The sequence below is a fragment of the Sphingomonas aerophila genome (genome assembly GCF_014199305.1).
GTDB classification, from domain to species: Bacteria; Pseudomonadota; Alphaproteobacteria; order Sphingomonadales; family Sphingomonadaceae; genus Sphingomonas; species Sphingomonas aerophila.
This window is the reverse complement of record NZ_JACIJK010000012.1, coordinates 13487-27838: the sequence shown is the minus strand read 5'-3', so window position 1 is coordinate 27838 and position 14352 is coordinate 13487. Positions and strand designations below refer to the sequence as shown.

The 14352-nt window shown below is 63.6% G+C and carries 15 protein-coding genes and 1 pseudogene; 6 read left to right on the top strand and 10 right to left on the bottom strand.

The genetic code is table 11. From position 1 onward, the window contains the following. Positions 1–9 precede the first annotated feature (9 nt). From FHS94_RS16660 to FHS94_RS16635, 6 genes are all read right to left on the bottom strand, one after another. The gene (locus tag FHS94_RS16660) at positions 10–255 is read right to left on the bottom strand and encodes a glutaredoxin domain-containing protein (RefSeq protein WP_246348735.1); all 246 of its coding nucleotides are present in this window, start codon (positions 253–255) and stop codon (positions 10–12) included. Further along, entirely contained in the window at positions 255–872 is a 618-nt protein-coding gene (locus FHS94_RS16655) for a hypothetical protein (protein ID WP_184059974.1), read from the bottom strand. The genes FHS94_RS16660 and FHS94_RS16655 overlap by 1 nt, the downstream gene beginning before the upstream one ends. A gap of 12 nt (positions 873–884) precedes the next feature. Next, the gene (locus FHS94_RS16650; protein WP_184059972.1) at positions 885–2033 is read right to left on the bottom strand and encodes a zinc-dependent alcohol dehydrogenase; all 1149 of its coding nucleotides are present in this window, start codon (positions 2031–2033) and stop codon (positions 885–887) included. Positions 2034–2113: 80 nt separating this feature from the next. Next, positions 2114–4048 carry a M61 family metallopeptidase gene (locus FHS94_RS16645; RefSeq protein WP_184059970.1) on the bottom strand — a complete coding sequence of 645 codons (1935 nt, stop codon included), beginning with the start codon at positions 4046–4048 and terminating at the stop codon, positions 2114–2116. Then, complete coding sequence (locus FHS94_RS16640; protein WP_221234833.1) at positions 4045–4416, bottom strand: Rossmann-fold NAD(P)-binding domain-containing protein; 372 nt, start codon at positions 4414–4416, stop codon at positions 4045–4047. Before FHS94_RS16640 ends, FHS94_RS16645 begins: the two co-directional genes overlap by 4 nt. Further along, complete coding sequence (locus FHS94_RS16635) at positions 4397–6085, bottom strand: glycoside hydrolase family protein (protein WP_184059966.1); 1689 nt, start codon at positions 6083–6085, stop codon at positions 4397–4399. Before FHS94_RS16635 ends, FHS94_RS16640 begins: the two co-directional genes overlap by 20 nt. Before the next feature lie 307 nt (positions 6086–6392). Here FHS94_RS16635 and FHS94_RS16630 point away from each other — a divergent pair, with 307 nt between their 5' ends. Then, positions 6393–7112 (top strand): Crp/Fnr family transcriptional regulator, encoded by a 720-nt coding sequence (locus FHS94_RS16630; RefSeq protein WP_184059964.1) that lies wholly within the window; start codon positions 6393–6395, stop codon positions 7110–7112. A gap of 3 nt (positions 7113–7115) precedes the next feature. Here the strand turns inward: FHS94_RS16630 and FHS94_RS16625 are convergent, their stop codons facing one another. Next, the gene (locus FHS94_RS16625; protein ID WP_184059962.1) at positions 7116–7526 is read right to left on the bottom strand and encodes a CopD family protein; all 411 of its coding nucleotides are present in this window, start codon (positions 7524–7526) and stop codon (positions 7116–7118) included. 166 nt (positions 7527–7692) lie between these two features. Here FHS94_RS16625 and FHS94_RS16620 point away from each other — a divergent pair, with 166 nt between their 5' ends. Beyond that, positions 7693–9339 carry a cellulase family glycosylhydrolase gene (locus tag FHS94_RS16620; RefSeq protein ID WP_184059960.1) on the top strand — a complete coding sequence of 549 codons (1647 nt, stop codon included), beginning with the start codon at positions 7693–7695 and terminating at the stop codon, positions 9337–9339. Next, positions 9263–10000: a calcium-binding protein gene (locus tag FHS94_RS16615; RefSeq protein ID WP_184059958.1), complete on the top strand. Its 738-nt coding sequence runs from the start codon at positions 9263–9265 to the stop codon at positions 9998–10000. The genes FHS94_RS16620 and FHS94_RS16615 overlap by 77 nt, the downstream gene beginning before the upstream one ends. A 44-nt stretch (positions 10001–10044) precedes the next feature. On the opposite strand, the gene FHS94_RS16610 is transcribed toward FHS94_RS16615, so the two are convergent. Further along, positions 10045–10221 carry a hypothetical protein gene (locus tag FHS94_RS16610; RefSeq protein ID WP_184059956.1) on the bottom strand — a complete coding sequence of 59 codons (177 nt, stop codon included), beginning with the start codon at positions 10219–10221 and terminating at the stop codon, positions 10045–10047. 1118 nt (positions 10222–11339) lie between these two features. On the opposite strand from FHS94_RS16610, the gene FHS94_RS16605 reads away from it, so the two are divergent. Together FHS94_RS16605 and FHS94_RS19815 are read left to right on the top strand one after the other, a co-directional pair. Continuing rightward, positions 11340–11696 (top strand): phosphatase PAP2 family protein, encoded by a 357-nt coding sequence (locus tag FHS94_RS16605; protein WP_246348734.1) that lies wholly within the window; start codon positions 11340–11342, stop codon positions 11694–11696. 155 nt (positions 11697–11851) lie between these two features. Then, on the top strand, positions 11852–12334 hold the full coding sequence (locus FHS94_RS19815; protein WP_184059955.1) for a COG4705 family protein: 483 nt from the start codon (positions 11852–11854) through the stop codon (positions 12332–12334). A gap of 3 nt (positions 12335–12337) precedes the next feature. Here the strand turns inward: FHS94_RS19815 and FHS94_RS19950 are convergent. Next, positions 12338–12466 (bottom strand): annotated as a pseudogene (locus FHS94_RS19950) (energy transducer TonB); the annotation flags it as partial. A 411-nt stretch (positions 12467–12877) separates the two neighbouring features. Continuing rightward, complete coding sequence (locus tag FHS94_RS19200) at positions 12878–13147, bottom strand: hypothetical protein (RefSeq protein ID WP_221234832.1); 270 nt, start codon at positions 13145–13147, stop codon at positions 12878–12880. Positions 13148–13269: 122 nt separating this feature from the next. Here FHS94_RS19200 and FHS94_RS16595 point away from each other — a divergent pair, with 122 nt between their 5' ends. Next, positions 13270–14151 (top strand): AraC family transcriptional regulator, encoded by an 882-nt coding sequence (locus tag FHS94_RS16595; protein WP_184059953.1) that lies wholly within the window; start codon positions 13270–13272, stop codon positions 14149–14151. The last annotated feature ends 201 nt before the right edge of the window (positions 14152–14352 follow it).

Here is a 14352-nt window from a genome sequence, read left to right as displayed (position 1 = left end):
GTTTCTACGTCAGCGCTGTTCCGCGAGGAACGTTTCGAGCGCGTCGCTGCCGCCGATCAGCTCGCCGTCGATGAACACCTGTGGAGTGGTGTCGACACCCATGTCGGCCTTCAGCGCCTCCACCTCGTCGCGGCTGTTCAGCACGCGATCGTCGATGTTATATCCCGCCCGCTCCAGCATCTGCTTGGCCCGCACGCCAAAGGGGCAGGTGTGCTCAGGCAGCACCATGCGGTACAGGATCGCTTGCCCGGCCATTATGCGTCCAGCCCCGGCAAAGGCACCACTTGCGACGTCGCCAGGTCCGCGGGCAGCACCGGTTCGTCGACGCGGGCCGTCACGTGCGCAGGCTCGGCAGCGATGGTTTCGCCTTCATCCTCGTCGGCCCGGTCTTCGCGCCGCGCCTGCACGATCGCGACCAGCACTGCGCCGATCGCCAGCGTCGCCCCGGCTTTCAGCAGGAAGCCGTTCTTGTTGTGCTGCCATTCCGACTTGGCGCCCATCTCGGCGGGCACGTTCGGCACCTTTCCGGCGGCCAGATCCTCGATCACGCCCTCGACCACGTTGATCCGGTCAGCGCCCATCAGCAGCAGCCAATGCCACCAATCGGACTCGCTGCGCCGAAAGGCGTAGCGGCGGATCGCGCCGGACAGGCCGCTGGGCGGCGTGGAGGTGCCGACCACCGCGGGCAGGCGGTTGTGCTCGATCGATTGCAGCACCTCGACCTGCGGCTCCTGCAACGGCGGGCGATGCCAGGTCAGACCGCGGGTCTTCTGGTCCTCGATGTGCCGCATCGGATAGGTGGGATTGTTCTTCGGGTCCGTGTCGACCCCCCAGCCGGGGATCGTGGACGTGTCGACCAAAGCCTGTGCCATGTTCGTTTCTCCTCACGCGCCGTTGGGCAGCAGCACGGGCTTGATGCAGCCGTCGAGCTTAGCAGCGAAGATGTGGTACGCGTCCGCAACGTCGGCCAGCGGCACGCGGTGGGTGATCATCGCCTTGGGGTTGATGTGCCCTGCGCGGATATGCTCGATTAGGCGGGGCAGCAGCCGCTTCACCGATGCCTGGTTGGCGCGAATGGTGATGCCCTTGTTCACGACGTTGCCAATCGGGACCATGTTGCCGGTCGGGCCGTACACGCCGACCATCGACACGACACCGCCCTTCTTGACCGAGTTGATCGCCCAGTGAAGCGCGATCGCGTTGCCTGCCTCCAGCTTCAGCTTGGTGCCAAAGAACCATTGCAGTGCGTTGCCCGACGCATCGCCGCCGACCGCGTCGATGCACACGTCGGCGCCGAGCGAGTCCGTCTGCTTTTTCAGGAACACAACCACGTCGTCGATCTCGCGGAAGTTATAGACCTCCGCCGGGCCGAATGTTCGTGCGAACTCCAGCCGGTATTCCTCGCAGTCGATGACAATGACGCGACCCGCGCCGAACAGCCATGCCGAGCGCGCGGCCATCAGGCCGACGGGGCCGGCGCCGAACACCACCACCGTGTCGCCGGGCTTGATCGCGCCCATTTCGGCGGCCTGGTAGCCGGTCGGGACGACATCGGTCAGCAGAACGGCATCGTCCGGGTCCATCCAGTCCGGGATCACCGTCGGGCCAACATCGGCATATGGCACACGAACATACTGCGCCTGGCCGCCGTCATAGCCGCCCGCGGTGTGGGAATAGCCATAAATGCCGCCCACCGCTGTCGCCTGCGCGTTGGACTCATGGCAGTTGCCGAACAGGCCCTGCTGGCAGAAATGGCACTTCCCGCACGCGATGTTGAACGGCACCAGCACATGGTCGCCGACCTTCAGGTTCTGGATCGCCGGGCCGACCTGTTCCACGATGCCGCAGAACTCGTGCCCGAATGTCATGCCGACGCGCGTGTCGGGAACCATGCCGTGGTACAGATGAAGGTCGGACCCGCAGATGCACGATCGGGTGACCCGAATGATCGCGTCCTCGGGGTGGAGGATCTGCGGCATCGGCTTTTCGTCCGCACGAACGCGGTACGGGCCGCGATAATTCATCGCCAGCATCAATAAGCTCCTCGGGTTCGGGCGATCACGCCCATCTGCCTCGTCAAGCGAGCAAGGCCGCCGAAGTTCCTGACGTTGCCCTAGATTAAGGTTTTTCTCGCACTTCCCGTCGCATCAGGCAGCGGCTGCAGGATCGTGTCCAGGCGGCGGGATTGCCCGTCGTCCAACGGCTCCAGCCATGGGAAGCGCAGGCCGCCGTTAAAGTCGATACGGACCGAGCGGATCAACTTCCCCCGCGTAATGGTCAGGTCGACCCCGCCAGTGGAGCGACCGTCGCGAACCGCCTGCATCAGAATGTCGGGCGAGAAGGCGCGGTCGCCCACCGCCAGGATGCGCGCGCCGATTGTCAGCCGCGCAGCAAAGGCCGGGCCACCCCACAGCACGTCGGCCAGCTTGCCCTCGCTCGCCACGATCAGCCCCAGCGAATGGGTTAGATCGACTTGGCCCGACAGCGCATCCATCGCCGCCTGGAAAACATTGGGCCTGTCGCGATAGACCAGCCGGTAGCCACCACGCTCCAGCCCACCGAGTGGCGCGCGTTCATGCGTTTCGGTCAGGTTTTTCTCGAAGAACGCGTGCCAGTCATAGGCCGCGATGCCGTTGAGCGTGTCCACCACATCGGCAAAGACATAGGTGTCGGTCGCCCAGCTGCCGTCCTGCGAGCCGAAAAAGCCCTGCGCGAAGTCGTCCAACGACCGCGTATCCCCCGACAACTGCCGCAGCAGCGTGTCGACGTCGAGCCACATCAGCGACCCTTCGGAATAATAATCCTCGCTTCGTTGCCAGCTTGACCAGGGCAGCGGCGCGCGGGCGGCGATAATGGGATCGCGCGTCGTGTCGATCGTCGGCCGCCAGCGGCTACCCGGCCGCACGTCATAGCGCGACGCTGTTACCGCGAGGGCACCCAGTCCCTGTTCGGGGGTCCACAGGCCCGACCGGACGGCCAGCACGCGGCTCCAATATTGGGTCTGCCCTTCATAGACCCACATCAAGCTGTTGCGGATCGGCTTTTCGAAACAAGGCGACCAGCTGTCCGCCCCGCGCCGATGCTTGCCGTTCCAGCTATGCACATATTCGTGCGGTACGGTGTCGCGGCGCGGGAAGCTTTGCTCCCATTCGGTGAAATACCCCGGCAGGCTCACCCCTTCGAAAGAGCGATGATGCTCGATTCCTGCGGTGGACAGCTCGTCGCTGAGCGCCAGCAGCATTTCATATCGGTCGAAGTGGCGGGCGCGGAACAGGCGATCGGCCTGGGTAACCACGCCGCCATGCGCAGCCAGCTGCTCTGGCGTCGCGTCGAGCAGAGACGGCTGGTCGGCCGCGATGTTGAGGAACACTCCGTCCGAAAGCGGAACCCGGCGAAAATACCGGCCCGCGAGCACGGGTGAATCGACCAGCACGTCAAGCGGCACCGGTGCGAAACGCCAGTCCGCCCCGTCCTGCTCCGCCCCATCCAGGGCCGTTGCCATCTTCCAACCCTTGGGCAGGGTCAGGGTTGGCTCTACCGCGATCTGCCGGGCGTAGTGGCCGGCCGGGTAGAGCACGACCGTGTTCCAGGGCAGGAACAGCATGTCCTCCGAACACAGCACGCGCCCCTGGGACGCGTCTGTCGGGGACAGGAACTGAAAGCTTACCTCCAGCGCGTCAACGTCTTCGGGAACGTCGACCCGGAACGCGTTCACCGTCACCGGGTCCCGCTCCCAGGTCACCACACTGCCCCCCGCCCGAACCTCCAGGCCGGCGAACAGCTCGATAGGAGCCTGGGGGGCGTGGAAGCCCGGAAGCCATTTCGGATAAAGCAGCATCATCGGTCCGGACCGGACCACCGGTATCGTTTCCCGCACGGTGAAGATGCGGCGCTCTACGTCGCTCGCGTCCACCCGCAAGCGCAGCGTCCCGGGATAGGCTTCGTCGCGCGGTTCGGGGATCGGCGGCAGATCGGGGATCGGCTGAGCCGGAGCGCCCCGTTCACCGCGATCGAGCTGCAATGCTTGCTGTTTGCCCTCGTCGCTCACTCAGCCGCCTCCAGCAATATCTCGCCCGCCTCGACCCAGTCGCGGCAGCGTCGGCGATCACCAACGAAGCGCTCCAGGACCGTTTCCAGGCAAGGAAGATAGGACAAGCCACCCTCGTCCAACCCGGTCATCGCGGCTTCGCCATTCATCGGCAGGATCCGCGAGGGATCATGGCCGGCGACCGCCGCCAGGGCGCGGGCGATCTCCGCATCGGTCCAGCCACGCTCTGGCTGGAAGCTCACCGGCCCGCGATGCCCATCCAGCAACAGATCGATCACGCCGTCGACCAGGCATGGCGCATAGCTGCCGCGCCATTCCTGCTGGCCGTCGACGACCACCTGCTTGCCCTCATCCAGGGCGTCCAGCACCTCGGCCAGCAGATGCGGCTCGGCAGGGCCGAACAAGGGTGCGGCGTCGACGGTCAGCCACTCGCGGCCGGCCACGGCAGCCGAAGCGCCCGGCTCTACGATCCGGACCACAGCGCCGATGATGTCCCGTTCGGCATGGTATGCCGCCCATTCCGGCGCTGGTGGCGGCCCTGTCCATGCGAGCATCAAAGATCGCCCAGGGACGTTCAGCGGCCAGGCGCGCTGGAGAGGGCGTGTCCAGGACGACATGCGGCAGGGCCCGAATGGTGCATGCCGCGACCGCAGCGTCGGTCAGCATGGGATCGCCGGCAACAATGGCGAACGGCGCGGCCGTCACGGTCTTGATCGTCGGAACGCGGCGCTCCGCGTGCCACCAGCCCCGCTCGCCCACCCCCGGCCCGGCGGGGCGCCTGCCCTCTGCCAGGTCCTTCAGCACGCGCGCCATCAGCGTCGGGCGCGGCTCACCCCCGCGCACGTCGAACACGCCCGCCTCGTGATGGCCGCCGGTGCTCCTCACCATCCGGTTCCAGTCATAGCTGCCGAGCAGCGACCAGGCGGTCAGCGCCAGCACCTCCACGCCGCGCTGGCGCAGCGCTTCGGCCGTGTCCCAGCCTTCAATGAACCAGCGCGCCTGCTCGTCGCGGGTGGAACCGTTGTGGCACTCGGTAACCGCGATCGGCAGCCGGTATCGTTCCCAGGCTTGCTCGATCAGGCCGGACAGCCCGATCACCTGGTCGGGTATGCTGCGCGCGGCGTCGACGTCGACATGGGCGACGCCATTCGACAGATGAACGCCAGCATCCGCGACGCCGCGCCCGCCATGGCGCTCGACATGGTGGTCCAGCAACCGCTCGCTCGACAGGTAATGGTTGATGCCGATCACGTCGGGCGGGCACGGATCGTCAGCGATTCTCCGCAGCCGGTCACCCAGGCCAAAGCCTGCGATCCGGGCCCATAGCGGATGGCCGGGCACGACGGTGCCACACAACAGGTCCCAACCCATCCAGCGCCGCTCGTTCTGGAAATCGGCCTCCGCCTGCAAGGGCGAAGATGCATGGCAGTAGCCAAGGTCGTCGGTCTGGATCAGTCGCGCGGCGGGATTGATCTGCCGGATCGCCCGCATCGACAGTCGCGTCGCATCTATCTCGTTGAGCGACGCGTGCCAGAATGCGCGTTCATCCCGGTGACGCGGGTACCAGAAGCCGTAGAGCGCGCTGAACCGCGCGGTGGTCAGTGGTTCGTTGACCGGGGTATAATCCTCGATCCAGGGATAGCGCCCTGCGACGGCGGCGGCGTGGCGGGCCAGGCCGGGCGCGAAGCTGTCGTCGAGCAGCGAGGTATAATGCGGGCCGCTGCCATGATGGCACAGCGTCACGATAGGCTGCATGCCCAGCCGCCGTATCTCTGGCAGGCGTTCGTCGGTCCACGCAAAGTCCTGCACGTCAGGGCTTTCGGGCGATATGCGTTCCCACAAGGCCGGGTAGCGCAGGCGGGTAATGCCAAGCTGCCCGAACAGCGCCAGATCCTGCGGACGATCCTGGTGCCCTGCCCTTATTGTCTGGTCGAACCACGCATCATGAACACGATTAACGGTGCACTCGTGTCCACCCCAGAGTTCGAGGCGCGTGTTGGCACGCGCGGGCCAGGGCGTGGCCGCACTGATGGGCAAGTCTGCTCTCCCAAAGGATACGTGGTGAGCAACAACACGGGGGCGCTTTGGGTTGCGTCAGAACCGTTGGGATGAACGTAAATCAAAACGTTTTCACGCTATTAGGGCGAGAACCGTACCCATCGTTTGATCTGCAGCAGGATCCGGCGCGGCGGAAGCGAACCCTCAACGGCTTGGCGCGTTCGGCGGTCATGAAAAATGCTGCTAGATGCCCACACGCCAGCGCTCAGAATTCGAGCCCTGGCCATACAGGTGGTCACCGGACGCCTGGTTTTGCATCGATCCCGGACATGATGGGCGGCAACGCATGATTGAACGGCATCTGGCTAAGCTGCGTGCCCGCGGACAGGTCTCGGCGGAAGAAGAGCAGGCCATCCGATCGGCTGTATCAGAAACCCGGGAATATGCGGCCGACCAGATCGTGGTGCCGGCCTTCCAGGACCAGGATCATAGCACCCTGCTGCTTGACGGGTTCATGTGCCGCTTCAAGGACATGCGCAACGGCCAGCGCCAAATAACCGAGCTGCACGTCCCCGGCGACTTCGTGGACCTGCACAGCTTTACGCTCAAATATCTGGACCATGAGATTCTGGCGCTCACACCGTGCCGCGCCGCCTTTGTTCCCCACCAGAACCTTCAGCGTATTACCGATGATTTTCCGCGACTGACCCGGCTTTACTGGTTCGGCACCAACCTGGACGGCGCGATCCACCGCGAATGGGAGGTATCGCTTGGCCGCCGGTCGGCGCGCGCACGGCTGGCGACACTGTTCAGCGAGTTGCAGATCCGACTTGGAATTGTCGGGTTGGCGGATGACACCGGCTATGACCTGCCGCTCACCCAAAGCGACGTCGGGGAGTGCCTGGGGCTGACCAATGTGCACGTGAACCGGACCTTGCGGGAGCTACGGGAGGATGGCTTGATGGAGTTCCAGTCCGGCAGGGTGACGGTCCTCGACCGCCCCGGCCTGTGGCGCGCGGGCGAGTTCGACCCGCGCTACCTGTACCTGCAGCAGCGTACCCGGTGACGATCAGGACGGCTTAACCGTCACCAGGCCGATGATGACCAGAACAAGAATTGTCGAGAACGGCAGCAGCCACCATCGCAGGCGTCGCCGCCGTGCACCGGCAGCCGCTCGCTCCAGATCGAGCGACAGGACGATGTGGCTTGCGGTCAGAAGGACGACGCACACGATCTTGATCTGAAGCCAGCGCATCGGAAACCAGTTTCCCGCGTCGGCCAGGTGCAGGCCGGCTATCCAGACAATGGCGAGGGCGGGCGCAACGATCAGCCGATTGCCAAGCGCCAGGCGGCGCAGCTCTGCCGCATCGGACGCCCCGTCGGCCCCTGTTCCCGCAAGAAAGATCACGGTCGCGACATGCCCGCCCAGGAACAGCGTTATCGCCAGCAGATGAAGTGCCAGAACGGCCTGGTAGGACATGCTGGTCACCTACCACGTCGACCGGCGCGGCCGCCATGCCACTAAACCATCGCCCACTGGCCGGAAGCCGTAAAGCAAACCGCAATTGAGCACCGTATTCAGGAGCCCGATTTCTCCATCCGTACTATTCCCGACGGCGATCAGTCGATTGCGCACGCCAGATCAGATGCGCGACAAGCCAATAGTTCGTGACCCGCCATACATGTTGTTGGGCGAGATGCGGCCGGCGGAGACGATAATGATCGGGGTCAATCTTTACGCGGGGCAGTTCGGGACTGGTGGCACATATGGCAAAACCTATGTTTATCCTGGAAACAGCTATCTCGATTATTATGCCAGCAAAGGCATGGACGTCATTCGCATTCCCTTCGACTGGGAACGTCTGCAGCCGGTAAAGGACGGCGCCCTCGACACGGTAGAACTCGGCCGGATCAGGGCCGTGGTCGACCATGCCCGGACGCTGGGGCTGAAGGTTGTCCTGGATCCGCATAATTTCGGCTATGGTTTTGGCGAGATGGTCGGCGGAGGCACATCCAACGCTTCCTTTGCCAATTTCTGGGGACAGGTAGCGACCGCTTTTCGCGACTATCCCAACATCATCTTCGGCCTGATGAACGAACCGCACGACCAGACCGCGACGCAGTGGATCGGCTCCGCCAACGCGGCGATGTCGGCAATTCGCGCGGCCGGCGCCAACCAGTTGGTGCTGGTGCCCGGCACCTATTGGGATGGCGCTTATTCCTGGGTCAGCGGCGCCTATGATCGGCCCAATTCCGACGATAACGATACCGTCATCGGCGAAGGAGTGATCGACCCGGTCAACAACTACGCCTTTGAGGTCCATAACTACTTCGACGCCAAGAACTCGGGCACCGGCCCGACCGTGTCGGATACGAAGGGCATCGAGAACCTGATCGAGATCACGGCCTGGGCAGAACGCACAGGTCACAAGCTGTTCATGGGTGAGTTCGGATCGGAGGGAACCCCGCTCGACCTGCGCGCGCTCGACAATACCCTGGCGTATATGGACGATCATCCAGTCTGGATGGGGGCCACCTATTGGGCCGGCGGGCCCTGGATCGGGAGCTATCGCTACTCGATCGAACCCAATGCAAAGGATGCCAACGGCAACCCGATCGACCGCCCGCAACTGGGCGTGTTGCAGCGCTATGATCTTGACCCGACCACCAATCCCGCTGTGGCAACAGGCGTGGTTGCCGCGATTGACGCGGGCGGGCCCGGCTACAACGATACGGTGCGCCAGATCGCCTATGCTGGCGACGCGCCCAGCAGCTTCCTGCTCGGCACGTCAAAGGTGTCAAAGGACACAAGCCTGATCACGGCCACCAAGGACGACGCGCTTTATCAGACGGTTCGGTTCGGCAAGGCGTTCGGGTACGACATACCGGTCGCGAACGGCGTGTATGCGGTCGACCTGCACTTCACCGAAACTTACTGGACGACGGCGGGCAAGCGTGTGTTCGACGTCGTGGGCGAAAACCAGACCCTGTTGTCCCACGTCGACATCGTGGCCGCCACTGGCGATCGCCGCGAGGCTTACGATGTGACGGCGACGGTCACGGTAACCGACGGCGTCCTGGACCTTTGGTTCGACTCCACTGTCGCCGGCAGCGTCGACAACGCGACGGTCGCCGGCATCGTGATCCGCAAGATCGGTGACGGTCCCCCGGCCCGGACCCGCAAACCCGATCACCGGAACAGAGGCCGCCGACACGTTGAACGGCACCACCGCGGCCGACATCATCAGCGGCCTGGGCGGCAACGACGTGCTGAACGGAAACGCCGGCAATGATGAACTGATAGGCGGCGCCGGCAACGACAAGCTGAATGGCGGCACCGGCATCGACAAGATGACCGGGGGCATCGGAGACGATACCTACTTCGTCGACGATGCGGGCGACCTGGTCATCGAAAGCGCCGGGCAGGGCACCGACACGGTCAACGCCGATGTCAGCTATGTCCTTCCGGACAACGTCGAAAAGCTGGTCCTGCGCACCGGCGCGGCAATCAACGGCACCGGTAACGCGCTCGCGAACCGGCTGGAGGGCAATTCAGCGGCCAATTCATTGTTCGGCGGTGATGGTAATGACGTTCTGGCGGGCAAAGCCGGGAACGACATTCTGGCCGGCGGCACGGGCGCCGATGCCTTCCTGTTCGACACGGCGCTTAACGCCACCACCAACGTCGATCGCATCATGGACCTTGTTCATGGAACGGATCAGCTGCGGCTCGAGAACGCCATATTCACCGCCTACCTGACAACGGGTGCTCTTGCAGCGAACAGCTTTGCCTATGGCACCACGGCGTCTACGCCCGACGTTCACATCCTGTACGACCAGGCGAGCGGGTCGCTCCTGTATGACGCGGACGGCTGGGGCCCAGCCGCGGCCACCCTGTTCGCGGTGCTCAATCCCGGACAGGTCCTGACAGCCGGCGACATCGTGATCGTGTGATCGCCCGCTGAGCTGCGCCATTGGCTGCCGTCAGCGTGCCGGATTTAATCGGCCTCGACCCAGGGACGGGCGAGTAGCGCGTCCACTGCGGCTTGCTCGATACGATTCGCCGTCTGAAGCGCCGCTTCCGGGGTGAAGGACGACACGGCACCGTCCGGGCCGTCGATCAGCACCTCGTCCGCCACCTGCTCGACCTCGGCGGGCTTGTCATGAGCTTTCATTCAGGTGTCCTTCGGCGAGTTCGGCTGGGCACTTCTTCCCGCCCGAACAACGCATCGGGGCCGATTTTTGTCCACCAGTCGCCGGTTCGGTCGTGGCATGCTGCAAACATGATGACTGCCGGCCACCATGACTTCAACGTGCCAGTTGAATGCTGACCTCGCTCCCGGGCGGGGTGCGTTTCGCGGTTCAGAATTCGGAAAGAGATCACGGGAGGGCGTTGATGCGAAGAGGGCCGAGTTACGTCGCGTAAGTTCGCACGACCAGCTCGCAGCTGTCCTGTGCAAGTCCGTGCACAAGATCCTCATGGCGGATGCATTCAGATCAGTGTTCTCTGCTCCAACGAGAACCGTTCGTAGTTGGTCGGGAAGTACTCTCCAGGGTCAGCGATAAGGCTGAGTGTTGCAGCCCTCATGCCGCCCGTTCCGTCCGGCAAACGAACAGCCACATAGGCGTTTTGTCGGACCGTCATCGGGACCGTGCTGCGATGCTGGCAAATTTGCGGCCCTTCTCGCGGTGAAACGACGGTGACTATAGGAGCATGTTTTTTCGTCGTCGCGGTCTCCAAAACCGTCGGCTGGTGGCGTCGAGTCTGAGGTCTGCCGGTGAGCACGTACGGACGCTACGACCGGGTCGCCCCCGAATGTCCGGGTTGGGTGGGAGGCCGTCCATCCGCTTTCCGGTGCGGACATGACGAAGCTGGACATCGCATGGCTGCTACCTGACCACCCGGACCGCGAAAGCTCCCTCGCCCGCGCACGGTGCTTGTGCCATGATCGAAACCTGCATTGCGACACCGCTCAACGGCCGCTCGCCCGATTCAGCTTAACTTGCGATATTACTTTGGCGCATCCGAACGCTCACCATGATGCCTCTGCCCGGCCTTATCGCTGGCACACCTGTCAACTTGAGCCTGCAACCAAGGAGGCCAGAGCTTGAAACGACCGTCCGTTGCACTGCTTGCAGTGTCCATCGCTGCTTTCCACTCCACGCCGGCGATGGCCGGCCACCACGGCTGGGCCAAGGCGAGCAGCGCCGGCCGCGACTTGCTCATAGGGGCGGCGCTCGGGGTTCCGGCGTGCAAGGCGACTGGCGCGGCGATCTGCAAGCAGGTGGCAGCATGCTGGCAGCAGGCAGCACCACCTGGTTGCTGAAGGAGCTCGTTCACGAACGCCGGCCCGACGACAGTGACAATCGGAGCTTCCCGTCCGGGCACACATCGGTTTCCTTTGCGGCAGCGACAACGCTGGAGAAGCGATACGGCTGGAAAGCCGGTCTGCCAGCACTGGCCGTCGCTCGCTTCGTCGGGTTGGCCCGTGTCGAGGCAGACAAGCATTACATTCACGATGTTCTGGCCGGAGCGGCGATCGGAGGCGCCAGCGGTTTCCTGCTGACGGGGCGTCACGACGACCGGGTCCGACTGGTGCCCTGGGCGGCCCATAAAGGCGGCGGATTTGAAGTCGCCTGGCGTTTCTGAGCGATAATCTCGCGACCACTAGGCCAGGGTACACCTGTTCCGGCCTCTCGCCCTGTGCAAAATTCCGCCACGACGTTGGGTGAACCAAACGTCGCCTCCTGAATGTCGCGATGAGCGCCCTCCCCGGGCCGCGTTTCTCCGCTAGGCGCAAGCCCATGCAAGCGCTCGGCCGCCGAGCCGTCAAGGTTCGAGCCGTCACGCTCGTGTTCTGGATTCTCAAAACTCTTGCGACCACGCTCGGCGAGACAGGCGGTGACACGGTTTCGATGACTTGGCTCGGTGAAACCACGGCCGAGGCAGGACAGGCCGGCATCAACGGCTATCTCGTTGGGTCCGGCATGTTCAGCCTGCTCCCGGTGCTGCTCGTGTGGCTGAAGATCAGGGCAACGCACTTGCGCCAGGTCGAGATCGGGCAGCTATCGCGCGGCGGTGAGGAGGACAGGCGCTGGTGCCTGGGCAGCTGCAACCGAGTCGTAAGCCCAGCCATTTGCCTTGTTTGCTGCGGCGTTCATGGCCTGCAACTTGGCTTCATAGTCACCGTCCAGACCATCATCGAAGTAGATGTCCGCAAAGTACTTCTGATCGTGGCCGAAAGCTCTAGGCAACGGATGCATGCTCGCCATCCTGCGCACTGCTGAGAGCGCGGCGCGATCTAAGGCGTGGCTGCCAGAGCTGTGAAAGAGCGTCACTTTGTCGGGGCGACCTGACTCGCTGCAACTGAATTTCACTCGAACAATGCCGCTGCCAGCGAATCTTCCCAAGATGGGCATCGGGTAGTGAAGGCGGTTCGCGAGATCGTGCTGCACCTTCTTTTGCCAAGCTACGAACGTCACCGGTCGCGACGTGACGACCACTTGGTCCTGCCTTGCAAGGCTGGCTGCGGGAATGGTCGATAGCACCGCGGCGCAAGCCGCAGGGATCAGATATCGTTTCATGGTGTCGTTCCTAAATCGTCCACCGAAATGCGAGTTCGTCAGAATGGACCGATCCGGACCTTGTACGCCCCGCGCGACCCGATCCAAGTGGGGCTAAGCCCACGTAAATTTCGCGCTCAGAGGAGTCCCCACAGGTGCCCTGCACTGGAGACCGCCGATGAATGATGCTGCAAGGGCCAGCTCGGAGCCGCGTTCGATGCCTTGAAGCCAGCGCGGTGGGTGCCGGGCATCCCGGATGCATGAGCGCTAGCTGGATTCAAGGCTGCTGAACGGATAACGACGGAGGACCCCTCCCTTGTTGATGGATGGGTCGATTATGTCATAGTCGATCCGCCAGGCCGTCAGCGCCGACATTCGATATCGGAAAAAGTCACCCGGCATCACTGTCTTGTAGGCGAACGCGGCAGCCCCAAGCACTGTAGAATTGCCGGATTTCAAATATGCGACCGCGGGTTGGTACCCGGCTGATGCCCGAGCGCGGGCGTTACTGGCGCCCACCCATTCTTGCTTCTTCATGGACTGGACGTGCCGAACGGCAGGTCGCTGGCGATAGGCTATGGTTCATGCCAAATCGCAAGATCCGTCGAGCGCATCATGTTCGCTAGGGCCTAGCTGGTGCCGCCACGAAGGATAGGACGATGAAGGCAGCGCTTTCCAACTACCATGCCCGGATGCAACGGGCGCTGGATCACATAGACCGGCATCTGGAGGATGACCTGGACTTGGACACTGTGAGCGGGATCGCAGCCTTCTCGAAGTATCACTTTCACCGGCAGTTTACGGCGACCTTCGGGCTGTCCGTGCATCGCTATGTCCAGCTCGCCCGCATGAAGAGGGCATCCCATCGGCTGGCATACCGGGACGCCCAGAGCGTCACCGATGTAGCGATGGATGCCGGTTACGACGCTCCAGATGCCTTCGCTCGCGCCTTTCGGCAACGGTTCGGGCAGTCACCGTCGTCGTTCAGGAAGTCTCCCGATTGGGAGCCGTGGCTTGCGGCCTTCGGGCCTCTCGACAGCGCGAGGAGCAAGCTCATGCAGACCACCTACACACCCGGCGACGTAACAATCCGCGACGTGGCTCCAACGCCCGTGGCGATCATGAAGCATCGTGGCGACCCGGCGACGATCGGCGCGACTATTCAGCGGTTCATCGCCTGGCGGAAGGCAACCGGACTGTTGCCGAGGATCAGTCCGACCTTCAACGTGTTCCACTCCGATCCGCGCGCGACGCCCCCGGCTGAGTACCGCACGGACCTGTGCGTCGGGACCGATCGACCGATCGAGGCAAATGGCGAGCGGATTGAGGCGGGCACCATTCACGGCGGCCGCTGCGCTGTGCTGCGTGTCGTCGGCAACACCGACAATCTGGAGCCTGCCGCCCTGTACCTCTACCGCGATTGGCTTCCAGTCAGCGGCGAAGAGGCGCGGGACTTCCCACTTTACTGTCAGCGCATCGCTTTCTTCCCGGAAGTTCCAGAGCATGAGGCGGCCGTGGAACTGTTCTTGCCTTTGAAATAGATCTGCGTGGGGCGGCATTGTTACGCAGCGACAGGCCGCTCCTCCTCAAGACACGGATCTTTCCAGGAAGGTAGGTATCCGCGCTTAAAGCCGACAGCGGTCGTTCGGACTTCCACGCGAACCCGGCCATTCAGGCCTGACCGCAGCGGATCATCCATTCGCCATGGCTGGCTAAGCGGACGCAGGTTCGTAAGCTGTAAC

Coding starts and splice junctions, on each gene's coding strand:
- FHS94_RS16660 (WP_246348735.1), bottom strand. CDS start 255: ATGGCCGGGCAAGCGATCCTGTACCGCATGGTGCTGCCTGAGCACACC.
- FHS94_RS19815 (WP_184059955.1), top strand. CDS start 11,852: ATGCAAGCGCTCGGCCGCCGAGCCGTCAAGGTTCGAGCCGTCACGCTC.
- FHS94_RS16620 (WP_184059960.1), top strand. CDS start 7,693: ATGCGCGACAAGCCAATAGTTCGTGACCCGCCATACATGTTGTTGGGC.
- FHS94_RS16605 (WP_246348734.1), top strand. CDS start 11,340: ATGCTGGCAGCAGGCAGCACCACCTGGTTGCTGAAGGAGCTCGTTCAC.
- FHS94_RS16630 (WP_184059964.1), top strand. CDS start 6,393: ATGATTGAACGGCATCTGGCTAAGCTGCGTGCCCGCGGACAGGTCTCG.
- FHS94_RS16650 (WP_184059972.1), bottom strand. CDS start 2,033: ATGCTGGCGATGAATTATCGCGGCCCGTACCGCGTTCGTGCGGACGAA.
- FHS94_RS19200 (WP_221234832.1), bottom strand. CDS start 13,147: ATGAAGAAGCAAGAATGGGTGGGCGCCAGTAACGCCCGCGCTCGGGCA.
- FHS94_RS16595 (WP_184059953.1), top strand. CDS start 13,270: ATGAAGGCAGCGCTTTCCAACTACCATGCCCGGATGCAACGGGCGCTG.
- FHS94_RS16655 (WP_184059974.1), bottom strand. CDS start 872: ATGGCACAGGCTTTGGTCGACACGTCCACGATCCCCGGCTGGGGGGTC.
- FHS94_RS16625 (WP_184059962.1), bottom strand. CDS start 7,526: ATGTCCTACCAGGCCGTTCTGGCACTTCATCTGCTGGCGATAACGCTG.
- FHS94_RS16610 (WP_184059956.1), bottom strand. CDS start 10,221: ATGAAAGCTCATGACAAGCCCGCCGAGGTCGAGCAGGTGGCGGACGAG.